The organism is Citrobacter tructae, assembly GCF_004684345.1.
GTDB classification, from domain to species: domain Bacteria; phylum Pseudomonadota; class Gammaproteobacteria; order Enterobacterales; family Enterobacteriaceae; genus Citrobacter; species Citrobacter tructae.
This window is the reverse complement of the sequence record NZ_CP038469.1, coordinates 462,966-478,290: the sequence shown is the minus strand read 5'-3', so window position 1 is coordinate 478,290 and position 15,325 is coordinate 462,966. Positions and strand designations below refer to the sequence as shown.

19 protein-coding genes are annotated in these 15,325 nt (G+C 52.0%); 13 read left to right on the top strand and 6 right to left on the bottom strand.

Going from position 1 to position 15,325, the window contains the following annotated elements; all coding sequences use genetic code 11:
- Nucleotides 1-18: 18 nt before the first annotated feature.
- The 13 genes from E4Z61_RS02825 to E4Z61_RS02765 all read left to right on the top strand — a co-directional run bounded on the left by E4Z61_RS02825 (nucleotide 19) and on the right by E4Z61_RS02765 (nucleotide 10,277).
- Nucleotides 19-483 carry a BMC domain-containing protein gene (locus E4Z61_RS02825; RefSeq protein WP_135321442.1) on the top strand — a complete coding sequence of 155 codons (465 nt, stop codon included), beginning with the start codon at nucleotides 19-21 and terminating at the stop codon, nucleotides 481-483.
- Entirely contained in the window at nucleotides 483-1,115 is a 633-nt protein-coding gene (locus E4Z61_RS02820) for a phosphate propanoyltransferase (RefSeq protein ID WP_135321441.1), read from the top strand. Before E4Z61_RS02825 ends, E4Z61_RS02820 begins: the two co-directional genes overlap by 1 nt.
- Complete coding sequence (gene pduM / locus E4Z61_RS02815; protein ID WP_135321440.1) at nucleotides 1,112-1,603, top strand: microcompartment protein PduM; 492 nt, start codon at nucleotides 1,112-1,114, stop codon at nucleotides 1,601-1,603. The genes E4Z61_RS02820 and pduM overlap by 4 nt, the downstream gene beginning before the upstream one ends.
- 3 nt (nucleotides 1,604-1,606) lie before the next feature.
- Nucleotides 1,607-1,882: a EutN/CcmL family microcompartment protein gene (locus E4Z61_RS02810; protein WP_135321439.1), complete on the top strand. Its 276-nt coding sequence runs from the start codon at nucleotides 1,607-1,609 to the stop codon at nucleotides 1,880-1,882.
- Between the two features lie 8 nt (nucleotides 1,883-1,890).
- The gene (pduO, locus tag E4Z61_RS02805; RefSeq protein ID WP_135321438.1) at nucleotides 1,891-2,898 is read left to right on the top strand and encodes a two-domain cob(I)yrinic acid a,c-diamide adenosyltransferase PduO; all 1,008 of its coding nucleotides are present in this window, start codon (nucleotides 1,891-1,893) and stop codon (nucleotides 2,896-2,898) included.
- Nucleotides 2,895-4,280, top strand: coding sequence for a CoA-acylating propionaldehyde dehydrogenase PduP (gene pduP / locus E4Z61_RS02800; protein ID WP_135321437.1), 1,386 nt, complete (start codon nucleotides 2,895-2,897; stop codon nucleotides 4,278-4,280). Before pduO ends, pduP begins: the two co-directional genes overlap by 4 nt.
- A gap of 10 nt (nucleotides 4,281-4,290) precedes the next feature.
- Entirely contained in the window at nucleotides 4,291-5,403 is a 1,113-nt protein-coding gene (locus tag E4Z61_RS02795) for a 1-propanol dehydrogenase PduQ (protein ID WP_135321436.1), read from the top strand.
- A complete protein-coding gene (pduS, locus tag E4Z61_RS02790; RefSeq protein WP_135321435.1) occupies nucleotides 5,400-6,755 on the top strand; it encodes a cobalamin reductase PduS in 1,356 nt (451 codons plus the stop codon). Before E4Z61_RS02795 ends, pduS begins: the two co-directional genes overlap by 4 nt.
- 2 nt (nucleotides 6,756-6,757) lie before the next feature.
- A complete protein-coding gene (gene pduT / locus E4Z61_RS02785) occupies nucleotides 6,758-7,312 on the top strand; it encodes a propanediol utilization microcompartment protein PduT (protein ID WP_003030201.1) in 555 nt (184 codons plus the stop codon).
- Nucleotides 7,312-7,662: a propanediol utilization microcompartment protein PduU gene (pduU, locus tag E4Z61_RS02780; RefSeq protein WP_096756638.1), complete on the top strand. Its 351-nt coding sequence runs from the start codon at nucleotides 7,312-7,314 to the stop codon at nucleotides 7,660-7,662. Before pduT ends, pduU begins: the two co-directional genes overlap by 1 nt.
- A 4-nt stretch (nucleotides 7,663-7,666) precedes the next feature.
- Nucleotides 7,667-8,119 (top strand): propanediol utilization protein PduV, encoded by a 453-nt coding sequence (gene pduV / locus E4Z61_RS02775; RefSeq protein ID WP_135321434.1) that lies wholly within the window; start codon nucleotides 7,667-7,669, stop codon nucleotides 8,117-8,119.
- Nucleotides 8,104-9,318, top strand: a complete 1,215-nt coding sequence (locus E4Z61_RS02770) for an acetate/propionate family kinase (protein WP_135321433.1) — start codon at nucleotides 8,104-8,106, stop codon at nucleotides 9,316-9,318. The genes pduV and E4Z61_RS02770 overlap by 16 nt, the downstream gene beginning before the upstream one ends.
- A 92-nt stretch (nucleotides 9,319-9,410) precedes the next feature.
- Entirely contained in the window at nucleotides 9,411-10,277 is an 867-nt protein-coding gene (locus tag E4Z61_RS02765; protein WP_135321432.1) for an L-threonine kinase, read from the top strand.
- 42 nt (nucleotides 10,278-10,319) lie between these two features.
- Here the strand turns inward: E4Z61_RS02765 and E4Z61_RS02760 are convergent, their stop codons facing one another.
- The 6 genes from E4Z61_RS02760 to phsB form a co-directional block, all read right to left on the bottom strand.
- Entirely contained in the window at nucleotides 10,320-10,655 is a 336-nt protein-coding gene (locus E4Z61_RS02760; protein ID WP_003834176.1) for a DUF496 family protein, read from the bottom strand.
- A 238-nt stretch (nucleotides 10,656-10,893) separates the two neighbouring features.
- Nucleotides 10,894-11,952, bottom strand: coding sequence for an FUSC family protein (locus tag E4Z61_RS02755; RefSeq protein ID WP_135321431.1), 1,059 nt, complete (start codon nucleotides 11,950-11,952; stop codon nucleotides 10,894-10,896).
- Between the two features lie 107 nt (nucleotides 11,953-12,059).
- Complete coding sequence (gene sbmC / locus E4Z61_RS02750; protein WP_135321430.1) at nucleotides 12,060-12,527, bottom strand: DNA gyrase inhibitor SbmC; 468 nt, start codon at nucleotides 12,525-12,527, stop codon at nucleotides 12,060-12,062.
- Nucleotides 12,528-12,651: 124 nt separating this feature from the next.
- Entirely contained in the window at nucleotides 12,652-13,824 is a 1,173-nt protein-coding gene (gene dacD / locus E4Z61_RS02745) for a serine-type D-Ala-D-Ala carboxypeptidase DacD (RefSeq protein ID WP_135324858.1), read from the bottom strand.
- A 150-nt stretch (nucleotides 13,825-13,974) separates the two neighbouring features.
- Nucleotides 13,975-14,742, bottom strand: a complete 768-nt coding sequence (gene phsC, locus E4Z61_RS02740; RefSeq protein WP_135321429.1) for a thiosulfate reductase cytochrome B subunit — start codon at nucleotides 14,740-14,742, stop codon at nucleotides 13,975-13,977.
- A complete protein-coding gene (gene phsB, locus E4Z61_RS02735) occupies nucleotides 14,739-15,317 on the bottom strand; it encodes a thiosulfate reductase electron transport protein PhsB (RefSeq protein WP_135321428.1) in 579 nt (192 codons plus the stop codon). Before phsB ends, phsC begins: the two co-directional genes overlap by 4 nt.
- Nucleotides 15,318-15,325: the final 8 nt, after the last annotated feature.

Genomic DNA, 15,325 nt, shown 5'->3' with positions numbered 1-15,325 from the left:
CGCAACAAGGAGCACAGCGTGAAGCAATCACTGGGATTACTCGAAGTTAGTGGTCTGGCATTAGCCATCAGTTGCGCGGATGTCATGGCGAAAGCCGCCTCCATCACGCTGGTGGGCCTCGAAAAAACCAACGGCTCTGGCTGGACGGTGATCAAAATTATCGGTGATGTGGCCTCCGTTCAGGCGGCCATTTCCACCGGTTCCAGCTTTGCAGATCAGCGGGATGGTCTGGTTGCACACAAAGTCATTTCCAGGCCCGGGGAAGGCATCCTTTCGCACAGCGTTGTTTCAACACCTGAACCCATCCCTGAACCGACACCTGTCCTGGTGGAAGAAGAGATGATTGTGGAAAGTGAATTACCCGAAACTCTACAAGATGCGGACTTGATTAGCTGCAATTTATGTCTCGATCCTGCCTGTACGCGCCAGAAGGGAGAGCCTCGCTCACTCTGCCTGCATTCTGGCAAACGAGGTGACGCGTAATGGATAAACAACAACTGGAGACAACGGTCAGTAAAGTACTGGATGAAATGCGCGAACGCCCTATTCCGCTAGGGATCTCTAATCGCCATATCCATCTTTGTGCTAAAGATTACGCCCGTTTGTTTCCAAATCAGCCCATCAGCGAGAAAAAAGGCCTGCTGCAGCCAGGACAATATGCAGCAGAGCAGACCGTCACGCTGGTCGGGCCGAAAGGCCAGTTAAAGAATGTGCGTTTACTTGGCCCACTGCGTAACACCAGTCAGGTGGAAATTTCCCGCACCGATGCCCGCACGTTGGGTATTAACGCACCGCTACGTATGTCGGGCAATATTCAGGGTACGCCAGGCATTCGCCTTGTTAGCCCTTTTGCTGAACTGGATATCACTTCCGGAGTGATTGTCGCCCAGCGACATATTCATATGTCACCGCTTGATGCGCTGATCCTGCGCGTGTCGCATGGCGATAAAGTCTCCGTCGCGATCAATGGCGATGAACGTCGGTTGATTTTCGATAATGTCGCTGTGCGCGTCTCACCGGATATGCGTCTTGAAATGCATATTGATACTGATGAAGCCAATGCTGCGGGAGCAGATAATCCGCAGGCATTCGCCACGCTGGTGACATCACGATGAACAACGAACTGCTGCAACGCATCATCGGGGAGGTCGTATCCCGATTAAAAAAACGCGCGGAAAGTACGCTCTCCCTGAGCGTCGCGCAGTTACGGGAAGCCGATCCCCAGGCACTCGTTTGTCAGTACTCCTCTCTATGCATCCTGCAGGCCAATCTGCCGTTGTTGGAGCACATTGCACAATACGATACATCCGATGTGTCAGTGGTCACGATCCACGAAGCCCTGGCCTGCGGCGTTCACGTAAGGATATCGCTGCAGCATCAATTACTGCCGTCGATCCCCGTACGTAAACTCGCACGCTTGCCGCTGGAGTTCAGCGATGAACGGGGGCAAATCATCGTACTGCATCCCGAAACGCTTTTGAGTTATGCCGATGTAGCCCGGTTACAGGGTGGATTTCTGGTGCTACGCCGTCGATGTGTCGTTACCGCGCTGGCAAAAGAAGCCGTCAGTATGCGAAATATCCAATTAATTAAGCAGGAGTAAACCATGCATCTGGCACGCGTTACAGGCGTCGTGGTATCCACGCAAAAATCACCGTCACTGGTTGGAAAAAAACTGTTACTGGTTCGTCGAGTAAGCGCCGACGGTGAACTTCCAGAACCGCCAATTACGGGTGACGAAGTCGCGGTTGACTCTGTGGGTGCCGGTACCGGTGAACTGGTTTTACTCAGCAGCGGCTCCAGCGCCAGGCACGTTTTTACCGGCCCAAATGAGGCTATCGATCTGGCCATCGTCGGCATTGTCGACACGCTTTCTCGCTAGGAGGACCTATGGCGATTTATACCCGCACGGGCGATGCCGGTACAACAGCGCTCTTTACCGGACAGCGTGTCAGTAAAACGCACCCACGCGTTGAGGCTTACGGCACGCTGGATGAACTTAACGCAGCACTGAGCCTGTGCGTGTGTGCGGTAAAAAAACCGCAGCACCGCATGTTAATTGAAGAGATCCAGTTACAGTTGTTTTGGTTCAGTGCTGAACTTGCCAGTGAAAGCGAGCAGCCAACGCCCGATCAGCGCTACATCAGCTCGGAAGAAATTTCGGCACTTGAGGCCGCCATCGATACCGCTATGGGGCGAATTCCTCCCCTACGCAGCTTTATTTTACCCGGGCGCTGTGAAGCCGCCAGCCGTCTGCACTTCGCCCGTACGCTTGCTCGCCGCGCCGAAAGACGGCTTGTCGAACTCTCAGCAGATGTCTCCATCCGACATGTACTGATGCGTTATATCAACCGCTTGTCCGACTGCTTGTATGCACTGGCGCGCGCTGAAGATTATGACGCCCACCAAAGCACTATCATCCAAAAAGTGGCTGAACGTTACGTGGCAGCGACCCGGACATCAGCCATTCAGGAGTCTGCTATGTCATTGTCTTTTCAGGAACTCCATCAGCTCACTCGTACTGCGGTGGCGCGCGCGGAAGCACTCCAGATCCCTGTCGTCATCTGCATCGTGGATGCTAACGGTACAGAAACGGTGACCTGGCGCATGCCTGACGCCTTGCTCGTCAGTAGCGAACTTGCACCGAAAAAAGCATGGACCGCCGTAGCGATGAAAACCGCCACGCATGAACTGAGCTCTGCGGTGCAACCAGGCGCCGCACTTTACGGTCTGGAAAGCCATATGCAGGGAAAAGTCGTCACGTTTGGTGGCGGGTACGCACTGTGGCGAGAGGGTTTACTCCTTGGGGGTCTTGGCATCAGCGGAGGAAGCGTTGAGCAGGATATGGACATTGCAGAAACCGCCATTGCGGCGATTAACGTGAGAACACATCAATGAATACGTCAGAACTTGAAACCCTTATCCGTACCATTTTGACTGAACAACTCGCACCGGCAAAAGCAGAGATAAAAGGTAACGGTATTTTTCCGTCCGTCGGTGAGGCAGTAGATGCGGCGCATCAGGCCTTTTTACGTTATCAGCAATGTCCACTGAAAACGCGTAGTGCCATCATTAGCGCCATGCGGGAAGAACTAACGCCTCATCTTTCCTCATTGGCTGCAGAAAGCGCAGCCGAAACGGGTATGGGCAACAAAGAGGATAAGTTCCTCAAAAATAAAGCCGCTCTGGATAACACCCCCGGTATCGAAGATCTGACCACAACTGCGCTGACCGGTGACGGTGGCATGGTGTTATTCGAGTATTCTCCGTTTGGCGTAATAGGTTCCGTTGCCCCTAGCACCAACCCAACAGAAACCATCATTAATAATAGTATCAGTATGTTGGCCGCTGGAAATAGCGTTTACTTCAGTCCGCACCCGGGTGCTAAAGCAGTTTCACTCAAGCTGATTGCCATGATTGAAGATATTGCCTTTCGCTGCTGCGGGATCCGGAATCTTGTCGTCACGGTCACAGAACCCACTTTTGAAGCTACCCAGCAGATGATGGCGCATCCTAAAATCGCAGTTCTGGCAATTACCGGTGGCCCCGGTATTGTGGCTATGGGTATGAAAAGCGGGAAAAAAGTTATTGGCGCAGGTGCAGGCAACCCACCCTGTATTGTTGATGAAACTGCCGATCTGGTTAAAGCCGCAGAAGACATCATCAACGGCGCATCATTTGATTACAACCTACCCTGCATTGCTGAGAAGAGCTTAATTGTTGTCAATGCCGTTGCCGAACGTCTGGTTCAACAAATGCAGTCTTTTGGCGCGATGCTTCTCAATAGCGAAGAGGTAGATAAACTGCGCGCGGCCTGTTTGCCTGAGGGCGCGGCCAATAAAAAGCTAGTTGGGAAAAGCCCCGCAACGCTATTAGAAGCCGCAGGGATACCGGTTCCGGCAAAAGCACCTCGCCTGTTGATTGGCATCGTCAACGCGGACGATCCATGGGTCACCAGCGAACAGTTGATGCCTATGCTGCCCGTTGTGACCGTAAACGATTTTGACAGCGCGCTAACGTTAGCGCTGAAGGTTGAAGAGGGACTGCACCACACAGCCATCATGCATTCGCAGAATGTGTCACGTTTGAATCTTGCCGCTCGCACGCTTCAGACGTCGATTTTTGTGAAAAATGGCCCCTCTTACGCTGGTATTGGCGTCGGCGGTGAAGGTTTCACCACCTTTACCATCGCCACGCCAACCGGCGAAGGGACAACGTCTGCGCGAACATTTGCACGTTCCCGTCGTTGCGTGCTGACCAACGGTTTTTCTATCCGCTAATGAGGCCGTAATGAATAGCTTTTCACTGCAAACTCGATTGTACAGCGGCCAGGGTAGCCTGAGTGTGCTCAAACGCTTCACAAATAAACATATCTGGATTATTTGCGATGGTTTTCTTGCACGTTCGCCGCTGATTGAAACGCTGCGCGCCGCGCTGCCTGCGGATAATCGCATTAGCGTATTCAGTGATATCACCCCCGATCCCACCATCAAAACAGTAGTACAAGGGATTGCGCAAATGCAGTCCCTACAACCGGACGTCGTGATTGGTTTTGGTGGGGGATCGGCGCTAGATGCAGCGAAAGCTATTGTCTGGTTCAGCCGTCAGTTTGGCATCGAAATCGAAACCTGTGTGGCAATCCCTACCACCAGCGGCACAGGTTCTGAAGTGACCAGCGCCTGCGTAATCAGCGATCCGGATAAAGGCATTAAATATCCGTTATTTAATAACGCGCTCTACCCGGATATGGCGATCCTTGACCCAATGCTGGTCGTCAGCGTACCACCCGCCATCACCGCCAATACCGGAATGGACGTGCTGACACATGCTTTGGAGGCATACGTTTCCACAAAGGCCAGCGACTTCACTGACGCACTGGCTGAAAAAGCCGCACAAATCGTCTTCCAGTATCTGCCCGTCGCTGTCAGCAAAGGCGATTGTCTGGTCACCCGGGGAAAAATGCACAACGCCTCGACGCTCGCGGGAATGGCATTTAGCCAGGCAGGCCTTGGGATTAACCATGCAATAGCCCATCAACTTGGCGGTCAGTTTCATCTGCCGCACGGTCTTGCCAACGCGCTACTCCTGACGTCTGTCATCCACTTTAATGCCCGCGATTCCAGGGCCGCAAAACGGTATACCCGCTTCGCGAAGGCCTGCCACTTATGCCCTGATAACGCAAACGATACGGCGGCACTCAACGCGCTAATTCATCATATTGAGCAACTCAAAAAACAGTGTGCGTTGCCCTCTTTCGCTGACGCGCTCAAAAACGGAAAGCAAACCTGGTCACAGCGTATCCCATCGATGGTTCAGGCTGCGCTGGCAGATGCCACGCTGCAAACGAACCCACGCGTTGCTGATGCCGGTGCCATCCAGGAACTGCTCGAGGAATTACTATGAATACAGCCATGACGGCGGAAATATCTATTTATGATGCGCAAACGATACGCGAACGCGTGCGGGTTGCAGGTGTGGTGGGAGCCGGTGGAGCTGGCTTTCCTGCACACGTAAAACTGCAGGCACAGGTCGATACGTTTCTGGTCAATGCAGCAGAATGCGAACCAATGCTGAAGGTTGATCAGCAATTAATGGCCTCGCAGACGGCCCGTCTGATACGAGGCGTACAGTATGCCATGAAGGCCACCGGGGCCAGCGCAGGCATTATTGCCCTTAAAGAAAAGTATCAGAACGCGATCAATGCATTAACACCTCTCCTGCCCGCCGACATCAGGTTACACATTTTGCCTGATGTCTATCCGGCTGGCGACGAGGTGCTGACCATCTGGATGGCAACCGGACGGCGTGTTCCCCCTGCCGCGCTCCCGGTTAGCGTAGGTGTGGTGGTCAATAATGTTCAGACCGTGCTTAACATTGCCCGAGCCGTTGAACAGCAGTATCCCGTTACGCGTCGTACGTTGACCGTCAACGGGGCAGTTGCCCGGCCAGTCACCCTGACCGTACCTGTCGGTATGTCGTTACGCGAAGTTCTGGCGCTGGCTGGCGGCGCTACCGTCGACGATCCTGGATTTATTAACGGCGGACCGATGATGGGCGGTCTGATTACCTCGCTGGATACGCCGGTCAGTAAAACGACCGGGGGCCTGTTGGTGCTACCAAAATCTCATGCGTTGATCCAGCGACGGATGCAGGATGAACGTACCGTACTTTCGGTGGCAAAAACAGTCTGCGAGCAGTGCCGCTTGTGCACGGATCTGTGTCCAAGGCATCTGATTGGTCATGAGCTATCGCCACATCTGCTGGTTCGCGCAGTTAACTATCAGCAAGCCGCCACACCGCAATTGCTGCTTACTGCCCTAACCTGCTCTGAATGCAATGTCTGTGAAAGCGTGGCCTGCCCGGTGGGAATTTCTCCGATGCGTATTAACCGCATGCTTAAACGCGAACTGCGTGCGCTCAACCATCGCTACGAAGGGCCGCTAAACCCTGAAGATGAAATGGCGAAATACCGACTGATCCCAGTTAAACGATTAATAACCAAACTGGGTCTCAGTGACTGGTATCACGATGCGCCGTTAGACCTGACAGATTATCCCACTGAAAAAACAACGCTGTTGTTGCGCCAGCATATCGGTGTCAGCGCTATCCCATGTGTACAAAAAGACGAACGCGTTGTGCGCGGTCAATGTGTTGCCGATGTACCGCCAGGTGCATTAGGTGCTCCGGTTCACGCCAGTATTGACGGTATTGTCAGCGAGATCACGGAACAGTCCATCACGGTAATAAGAGGTTAACCATGTCTCAGGCTATAGGGATTTTAGAACTCACCAGCATTGCCAAAGGGATGGAGGCTGGCGATGCGATGCTGAAAAGCGCCAATGTGAATTTGCTGGTCAGTAAAACCATCTGCCCAGGAAAATTTTTGCTCATGCTCGGTGGCGACGTTGGCGCAGTACAGCAGGCGATTGCTACAGGAACTTCCCTTGCGGGGGATATGCTCGTCGACAGCCTGGTATTGCCCAACATTCATGCCAGCGTTTTGCCGGCGATCAGTGGTCTTAACAGCGTAGATAAACGTCAGGCGGTTGGGATTGTCGAAACCTGGAGCGTAGCAGCCTGCATTTGTGCCGCCGATCGCGCGGTTAAAGCCTCTAATGTCACGCTGGTACGGGTGCATATGGCATTTGGTATTGGTGGTAAATGCTACATGGTTGTCGCGGGCGATGTTTCCGATGTGAATAACGCCGTGACGGTCGCCAGCGAAAGTGCGGGTGAAAAAGGTCTGCTGGTCTATCGCTCGGTGATCCCACGCCCGCATGAAAGCATGTGGCGACAAATGGTGGAGGGGTAATGGAAATGCAACCGACGACGGACCGTATGATTCAGGAATATGTGCCCGGCAAGCAGGTCACTCTGGCCCATCTTATCGCGAATCCAGGTAAAGATTTATTCAAGAAACTGGGCTTGCAGGATTCAGTCTCGGCGATTGGCATTCTAACCATTACGCCTAGCGAAGCCTCGATCATCGCCTGTGATATCGCCACTAAATCGGGCGCGGTGGAGATTGGCTTTCTTGACCGCTTTACCGGTGCCGTCGTATTAACCGGTGATGTTTCAGCCGTTGAGTATGCGCTAAAACAGGTTACCCGCACGCTGGGTGAAATGATGCGTTTTACCGCCTGCCCAATTACGCGGACGTGACGTAATGAAACGCCTAATGCTCATTGGTCCCAGCCAGTGCGGGAAAACATCGCTCACCCAATGTATGCGCGGCGAAGCGCTTCATTATCAGAAAACCCAAGCCATTGTCTGGTCTCCCGCGACAATAGACACACCCGGTGAATATCTTGAGAATCGCTGTCTGTACAGTGCGCTGCTGGTCAGTGCCTGTGAAGCAGACGTTATCGCGCTGGTGCTTAATGCTGACGCCCCCTGGTCACCTTTTTCGCCCGGATTTACTGGTCCCATGAATCGGCCTGTTATCGGCCTGGTGACTAAGTCCGATTTAGCTAACGCGCAGCACATTGGCCTCGTCGAAAGCTGGTTAGTGCAGGCGGGGGCGCAAAAGGTCTTCATTACCAGCGCGGTAAACAATACCGGCGTTGATGAGATGTTCAATTTTCTGCACGTAAAGGAACCGTCATGTCTCACAAAATAATGGCCATTAACGCAGGCAGCTCTTCACTGAAGTTTCAGTTACTGGCAATGCCGCAAGGTGAGATGCTCTGTCAGGGGCTGATCGAGCGTATCGGGATGCCCAACGCGCAGGTGACGATAAAAACCCTTGCGAAAAAATGGCAGGAAACCGTACCGGTTGCCGACCACCGCGAAGCGGTAACGCTGCTACTGGAAAAACTGCTCAGCCACAAAATCATCAATAGCCTACAAGATATCGATGGCGTCGGGCATCGCGTCGCACACGGTGGCGAATCGTTTAAAGATTCCGCCTTAGTCACCAACGAATCGCTGGCAGAAATAGAACGCCTGGCAGAACTCGCGCCATTGCATAATCCGGTAAATGCGCTGGGCATTGCTGTTTTTCGCCAACTGTTACCCGCAACGCCTGCTGTGGCGGTTTTTGATACGGCTTTTCATCAAACGCTCGACAAGCCCTCTTTTATCTATCCCCTGCCCTGGCGTTATTATTCGGAGCTGGGTATTCGTCGCTACGGTTTCCATGGTACCAGCCACAAATATGTCAGCCACGCGCTGGCTGAAAAACTGGGGGTTCCGCTCAGTGCACTGCGGGTTGTGTGTTGCCATCTGGGTAACGGCAGCAGTATCTGCGCCATTAAGGGCGGACAATCAGTTAACACCTCAATGGGATTTACCCCACAGTCTGGCGTGATGATGGGCACCCGTAGTGGTGACATCGATCCGTCTATTTTGCCGTGGATTGCCCAGCGTGAAGGTAAAACCCCACAGCAGTTGAATCAGTTACTCAACAACGAGTCGGGGTTGCTTGGCGTTTCTGGCATCTCTTCTGACTACCGTGACGTGGAACAGGCGGCAGATAGCGGAAATCATCAGGCGGCACTGGCGCTGACGCTATTTGCCGAACGTATTCGCGCCACCATCGGCAGTTATATTATGCAAATGGGCGGTCTGGATGCACTGGTATTTACCGGAGGCATCGGCGAAAACTCGGCCCGTGCCCGGGCGGCGATTTGTCACAACCTGGATTTCTTAGGGCTGGCCGTGGATGAGGACAAAAACCTGCGTAATGCGACCTTCATTCAGACAGAAAATGCGATGGTCAAGGTGGCCGTGATTAATACCAATGAAGAACTTATGATCGCACAGGATGTAATGCGTATAGCGATAGCAGAAACTGTGACATTGGACATTTCCGCGTAGTATTGCCGCACCGCAAATTGCGGCAAATCATGGTAATAGCGCGATCGCCATGACACTATGCGCCGAGGATTGCTAATCACAAAGGTGAAGACGTGGCTGTTGCGCAATGCCCCGCATCATGCGGAGAACTTATCCAGGGCTGGATTCTGGGCAGCGAGAAATTGGTCTCCTGCCCGGTTGAATGGTACAGCACCGTTGAAGTCAGTTCCGGCTCACCGCAGGAATATGAGCGTCCTCTTTCTCGGGCGATGGTTGACATGTTGTTGCAGCACTGGCAATACCCGGCGCATTTCAGCCAGGATATTCGCATCGATATCCACTCCACAATCCCCATCGCCAAAGGGATGGCAAGCAGCACCGCAGATATTGCCGCCACTGCCATCGCGACTGCACACCATCTGGGCCATCAGTTAGATGAAGCCACGCTAGCGCAGCTTTGCGTTTCGCTCGAACCTACCGACAGCACCGTTTTTCGCCAGCTAACGCTTTTTGATCATAACGACGCATCCACCCAGATTGCCTGTGTCGCACAGCCTCAACTCGACCTACTGGTTCTCGAAAGCCCGGAAACATTACGCACGGCAGACTATCACCGTATTCCCCGCCACGCCGGATTACAGGCAGGAGCGCCTGCACTCAAACGAGCATGGGAAAAAGTACAGGAAGCCTGTATTAGTCAAAACCCTTATCGGATGGGCGAAGCCGCCACGCTAAGCGCCATTGCCAGCCAGATGTTGTTGCCAAAACCGGATTTTGATTCGTTATTGTCGCTGGTTGAAGAGTGTGATTTATACGGTGTGAATGTTGCACACAGCGGCAGCGTGGTTGGCCTGATGCTGGACAGAACACGTCACGATGTTGACTACATCAAATGGATGTTGGCGCAGAAACAGCTGACTAAACACTGGCCGGAGCAGCATTTGCTACGGATGGTCTCGGGTGGGGTTGAATTACAATAAGAGAGGTAAGGGCCAAATCGCGACCCTTACCGTTATGCAGCATTACTCTGCTTTCGCTTCGCCGTTTTTCACTTCGCCCATGGCTTTGAGCTTTTTAGAAATGTCGCGACGCTCTTTAGAGATCTCGGCATTTTTGATGATGTAATCATCAACACGATCTTCGTAGTCGCTTTTCATGCTGGCAATAATGCCCTGGATCGCTTCAACGCTCATACCAGGCTTGATGTAGTCGCTCAGGTTGTCCAGCAGCAGGACACGTTTCTGGTTGTCACGGATCTTTTTCTCAACGTCCTGGATTTCACGTTGCAGTTTGTTCTTACGACGGAACAGACGAACAAATTCCAGCACGTCCTGGAAAGAAGGCTTGGTAGTTTCCATTTTTACACCCCTGATAATGTGAGATTCGGATTCGTTTAAACAACGGCTAAAGTGGGTCAACATTACTTTCATGCCCGCCATACTTCAAGTTGCATCTGCATCGACAATGCACGGTTGAAACCTGAGTTATCGAGGGTAAAGCCATTGCAGTTACCAATGGTTTTAGCCTTTTTCAGTATCATACCCTTAATCTTTGCTGAATCGAAGCAGCAGTAGAACCAATCCCCTCATCTGCGCTTTATTTGCGCAAAGCACGACAGATTAAATGCGAGAGTAGCTCCAACTGTCGCGCCATCTCCATATTCAGCCAAACATAGCCATGGATGGGCGTTTCAGCTATATGCTCGCCCTGATGTTCATCAATTAGTTGACGAAGTTCGGTCACCGTGTCATTGAGTTTTTCGGTGTTGGCAAGCACCGGCTGAGGGTTACCTTCATACAGGGCATGCGTTATCGTCAGCAATGCCTGCTGCATTCTGAGCTGAGTTTCACGCAACGTATGCGCATTCAGCATAACAAAATGGCTGGTACGTGTTGCCCACAGCGCATTGATTTGCAGTTCAAGCATGCACACCAGATTACGATTAATCGTTTGAATGGCCTCAAAAACTGACTTTTGAATGCGGGTTTCTTTGCTGGCAGGAATAATTAATCCGCGCATTTTAACGACATCACTCAGCAATTGTTGTAAGTGCTTATCCAGCCGTGGTTGTTCGAGTAGGTTGGGTGATAGCGCAGCCTGATACACCCGGTTATAGCCGGTAATGCAGTGCGCCAGCTGTATACGCCAGTGTATAAATGCACGTTGCGGCCAGACCCAGGTAAACAGCATCGCCAGTAACGAGCCGAGAATAACGTCCCCGCCGCGCCAGAGTGCTGTGTTCATATCGCCGGCGGGTGCCCCGACCACGACAGCAAGTGTGATACCGATCAACAGTGCCTGATACGGCTTTTTACCTAATGCCAGCCAGCCACACAGAAACATTGCCACCGCACACCATATCAGCATCAGCGGCAGTGAAAAGAGCTCAAGCCGTAGCGCCACCAGCCCAAGGACCGAACCCAGGATCGTTCCGCCAATACGCTCAAAAGCCCGGGGGACTACATTACCCCAAAAAGAAATCGGCCCCATGATCACCACCAGCGTGATCAGAGGCCAGGTACCTTCAGGGATGTTCAGCAGGCGGACCAGCAGAAAAGTGAGAAGAAACGCCAGCGCGATGCGAATACCATGCACCACACGATAATGACGATATAAACGAATTTCAAAAGGACTCAGTGACTTATCTGCACGCACTCATGCACTCCGTCAGGGAATAGCAAAGAACAGAATTGTACCTGCTTTTTCAGTGAAAATATCACTGTTATCAACGGGACTTTTATCCTGATTGACACTAAAAATAGTTACTTCGCCTGCACTGGTACGTACATTTCAATGTCCCAGTATCCATCCTCCATGCCATTGTTCCTGTAAATTTCAAAGCAAGGTTTGGCAGATAGCTGCCAGGACGAGTCCTGCAAAAGGCGGTTAAAAAACTGATACCAGGGCGTCGCAAAATCATGATTTTCAACGCGAGCAACGGCCACAGCATATTCGCCGCCCGCCAGTTCAGTCAGGATCACCCCTTCACTGTTCTCCGGGATGACAAAATTCTGCGGAACGGAAACGACGGTATCACAGCGTAATTTATCTGCTGGGACCACATCTGGATTGTCATAATAGACAGCTATCCATTCCAGCGGCACAATCTGTTTACCATCGACCCACATCACCAGTTGCTCAAACCCTTGCTTAACCGTGTGTTCCCACGGTCCAACCATGTGAAAACCGGCAATCCTGCGTTTTTCTACCTGCTTTATTTCGTACTCCATATAACCTCCGTCACTACACTGTATTTATATACAGTGTAATTTTTTCGTATTTTGGTCACAAGGAAACAGTGATTATTATGTGAGCAGATTCGCACTCTTGCCAGTCCGGTGCACAAACAGAAATCTACACCTTATGGTGAAAATAATCGCTCAGACGCGAAAACATACCACCTTCACCGACTGACTCCAGCGTCATCAGCGGCCAATGCGCCACCAGCTTATCTCTGTCATAGAGTTCAATTTCACCCACGCGCTGATGCGCGGCAATAGGTGCCACCAGTTCCTTCTTATCAAGCACATACTTTGCTTTGATGTTCGGCACTTCGGCTTTAGGCAGCGCCATCCAAAAATCTTGCTCAGTACCGAGACTGATTTTTTCTTTATCGCCATACCAAATCCGCTCCACACCGACCTGCTTACCGCTGCGCAGAACCTGTACCGTGTCGAAGTTTTTCTGCCCCCATTGCAGCAGTATACGCGCCTGATCTTCACGCCCCTTCGCACTCTCGGCCCCCATAACAACGGCAATTAATCGACGATGCCCATCAACGGCAGACGCAATCAAGTTAAATCCGGCACCAGAAGTGTGGCCCGTCTTCAATCCATCTACGTTCAGGGTCTTATCCCACAACAAGCCGTTACGGTTTTGCTGGGTGATCCCGTTCCATGTAAGGCTTTTCTCGCTGTACATATGGTAGAAATCAGGTTCGCCGTGAATGATAGCCCGGGACAACACAGCCAGATCGTAAGCCGAGCTGTGTTGGCCAGGGGCATCCAGCCCGTGCACCGTTTCGAAATGAGTGTCCTGCAACTGCAGTTTTTGCACGTAGCTGTTCATCATGGCAACAAACTGCGGTTGTCCGCCAGCGATGTAATCAGCCAGTGCAACGCAGGCATCGTTACCGGAATCAACAATTAAACCACGGCTTAAATCACGCACCGAAACGCGATCGCCTTCTTTCAGGAACATCAACGATGAGCCGACGAATACCGGATTATCTTTCGCCCACGCATCACGACCAACGGTGACAATGTCTGTCGGGCTAATACGCTGGCTGTCGATTGCGCGATCCACAACATAGCCGGTCATCAGCTTGGTCAGGCTGGCCGGGTTGCGTTGCTGGTGTTCATTACCGGCGGTCAGTATTTGGCCCGTTGTGTAATCCATAAGTACCCATGCGCCAGCATTAATGGCGGGAGGCTGAGGAGCCAAGCTGGAGATATCAATCGCCCTGGCGGGCGAAAAGCTCATCGCGAATAATGAAGCGGCAATAAACAAACGGCGTTTCAACAGAATATCCTTAGAAATTGAAGAAATGGCCGTTCTTTTTACGGAAATTCTGACGAACAAACAGGGATAAATTGCAAGAAAATGTGACTTAAGGACCATTTTCTTGCAATGGAATGCAAGTATCAGATAAACGGGTAGTGAGAAATCCGCACTACATTACCCTTTACGTGACGATACGTCTGCGTGATGGCTACGATGTCGGTGATAGCCGTCAATCATGCTGCGAAAGATTTGCCCCGGCGTATCGCCCAGCGTGCACAGGTAAATATGGGCACAGATAAACAGGATGCCGACAATCGCCAACGCCATATGCAGCACCAGTATTACCGGCCCGGCCCCCACTACCTGCGGGTAAAGACATAATAATCCGGTGATGATTAACAGTGGAACCAGCGCGTACATGATGGCCAGATAGGCCAACTGTTGCAGAGGGTTAAATTTACTCTCCACCGTCGCGGCAAAAGGATGCGCTTCGCCTTTCATGATCCCATACAGGTAAAAGCGTGTCTGTTGAAGGCAGCGCGAAATCAGCCCGCTAAATTTCACCCGATAGTGACAGCCGTTGCCACTGGTGGCGTTTATCAGCACAAAGCCAATCCAGAAGGCCAGCAATGCAAAACCACACCAGGTGTGTACCTGCACCATGAGCGCTACCGGTCCAATCGAAAAGTGACCAAACAAGCCGCTCAACAACAGTAGAAAAAACAGCAGCGCATTTCCCCAGTGCCAGCGACGAACCGCCAACGAGTAGAGATAGTCACGATGTTCTTCACCGGTTGCCGTTTTAGGTGCCAGCATCCGGCGCAGTAGCGCGTGGGCCACCAGACCAACAATCATCAGCAGGATGACCACTCCTGCGTAAATGAGCCACAGCGGCCAGTAATCCGGCGCATAGTTAAGCTCTGCTCCCCAGATAGAATTCATACTTTCCCCTCCTGATGGATCTCTTTACGCCGATAAAGACTCACCGCACCGCTACGCGTATCCTGCTGGCGATAAACCTCTTTTTGACTTATCCAGTGCTGAATTTCCGGGTCATCACGACGACCAAACTTCAGCGCATCAGTTGGACATACGGATACACAGGCGGGTGACTGACCGACATCGAGGCGGGTATCCGCGCAAAAATTGCATTTGTCAGCAATACTCGTTTGCGGATTCAGATAACGGACATGGAAAGGACAGGCTGCAACGCAATAGTCACAGCCAATACAGCGCGATTTGTCCACCTGCACAATGCCATTTTCGTCACGGAAGGAGGCACCGGTCGGGCAAACGCTCACACAGGGCGCATCTTCACAGTGTTGACAGGAGACACGCACAAACTGAAAGTGAGACAAGGCGTCAGATGCACTGTCCGGTGTGCGGATCTGCACCTGCAGGCGGCTATATCCTTCAGGCACATCGTTCAGTACCTTGCAGGCAACCGTACACGCCTGACAGCCAATACAACGTTTTTCGTCATGCAGCATGACATAGGGGTTTGTGGATTGATTCATGATGTTCT

Excerpts from the sequence above, each read along its gene's own strand:
- E4Z61_RS02760 (WP_003834176.1), bottom strand. The coding sequence starts at position 10,655 with ATGGAAACTACCAAGCCTTCTTTCCAGGACGTGCTGGAATTTGTTCGT.
- pduO (WP_135321438.1), top strand. The coding sequence starts at position 1,891 with ATGGCGATTTATACCCGCACGGGCGATGCCGGTACAACAGCGCTCTTT.
- phsC (WP_135321429.1), bottom strand. The coding sequence starts at position 14,742 with ATGAATTCTATCTGGGGAGCAGAGCTTAACTATGCGCCGGATTACTGG.
- pduT (WP_003030201.1), top strand. The coding sequence starts at position 6,758 with ATGTCTCAGGCTATAGGGATTTTAGAACTCACCAGCATTGCCAAAGGG.
- pduM (WP_135321440.1), top strand. The coding sequence starts at position 1,112 with ATGAACAACGAACTGCTGCAACGCATCATCGGGGAGGTCGTATCCCGA.
- pduP (WP_135321437.1), top strand. The coding sequence starts at position 2,895 with ATGAATACGTCAGAACTTGAAACCCTTATCCGTACCATTTTGACTGAA.
- E4Z61_RS02820 (WP_135321441.1), top strand. The coding sequence starts at position 483 with ATGGATAAACAACAACTGGAGACAACGGTCAGTAAAGTACTGGATGAA.
- pduV (WP_135321434.1), top strand. The coding sequence starts at position 7,667 with ATGAAACGCCTAATGCTCATTGGTCCCAGCCAGTGCGGGAAAACATCG.
- phsB (WP_135321428.1), bottom strand. The coding sequence starts at position 15,317 with ATGAATCAATCCACAAACCCCTATGTCATGCTGCATGACGAAAAACGT.
- sbmC (WP_135321430.1), bottom strand. The coding sequence starts at position 12,527 with ATGGAGTACGAAATAAAGCAGGTAGAAAAACGCAGGATTGCCGGTTTT.
- E4Z61_RS02810 (WP_135321439.1), top strand. The coding sequence starts at position 1,607 with ATGCATCTGGCACGCGTTACAGGCGTCGTGGTATCCACGCAAAAATCA.
- E4Z61_RS02770 (WP_135321433.1), top strand. The coding sequence starts at position 8,104 with ATGTCTCACAAAATAATGGCCATTAACGCAGGCAGCTCTTCACTGAAG.
- pduU (WP_096756638.1), top strand. The coding sequence starts at position 7,312 with ATGGAAATGCAACCGACGACGGACCGTATGATTCAGGAATATGTGCCC.
- pduS (WP_135321435.1), top strand. The coding sequence starts at position 5,400 with ATGAATACAGCCATGACGGCGGAAATATCTATTTATGATGCGCAAACG.
- E4Z61_RS02795 (WP_135321436.1), top strand. The coding sequence starts at position 4,291 with ATGAATAGCTTTTCACTGCAAACTCGATTGTACAGCGGCCAGGGTAGC.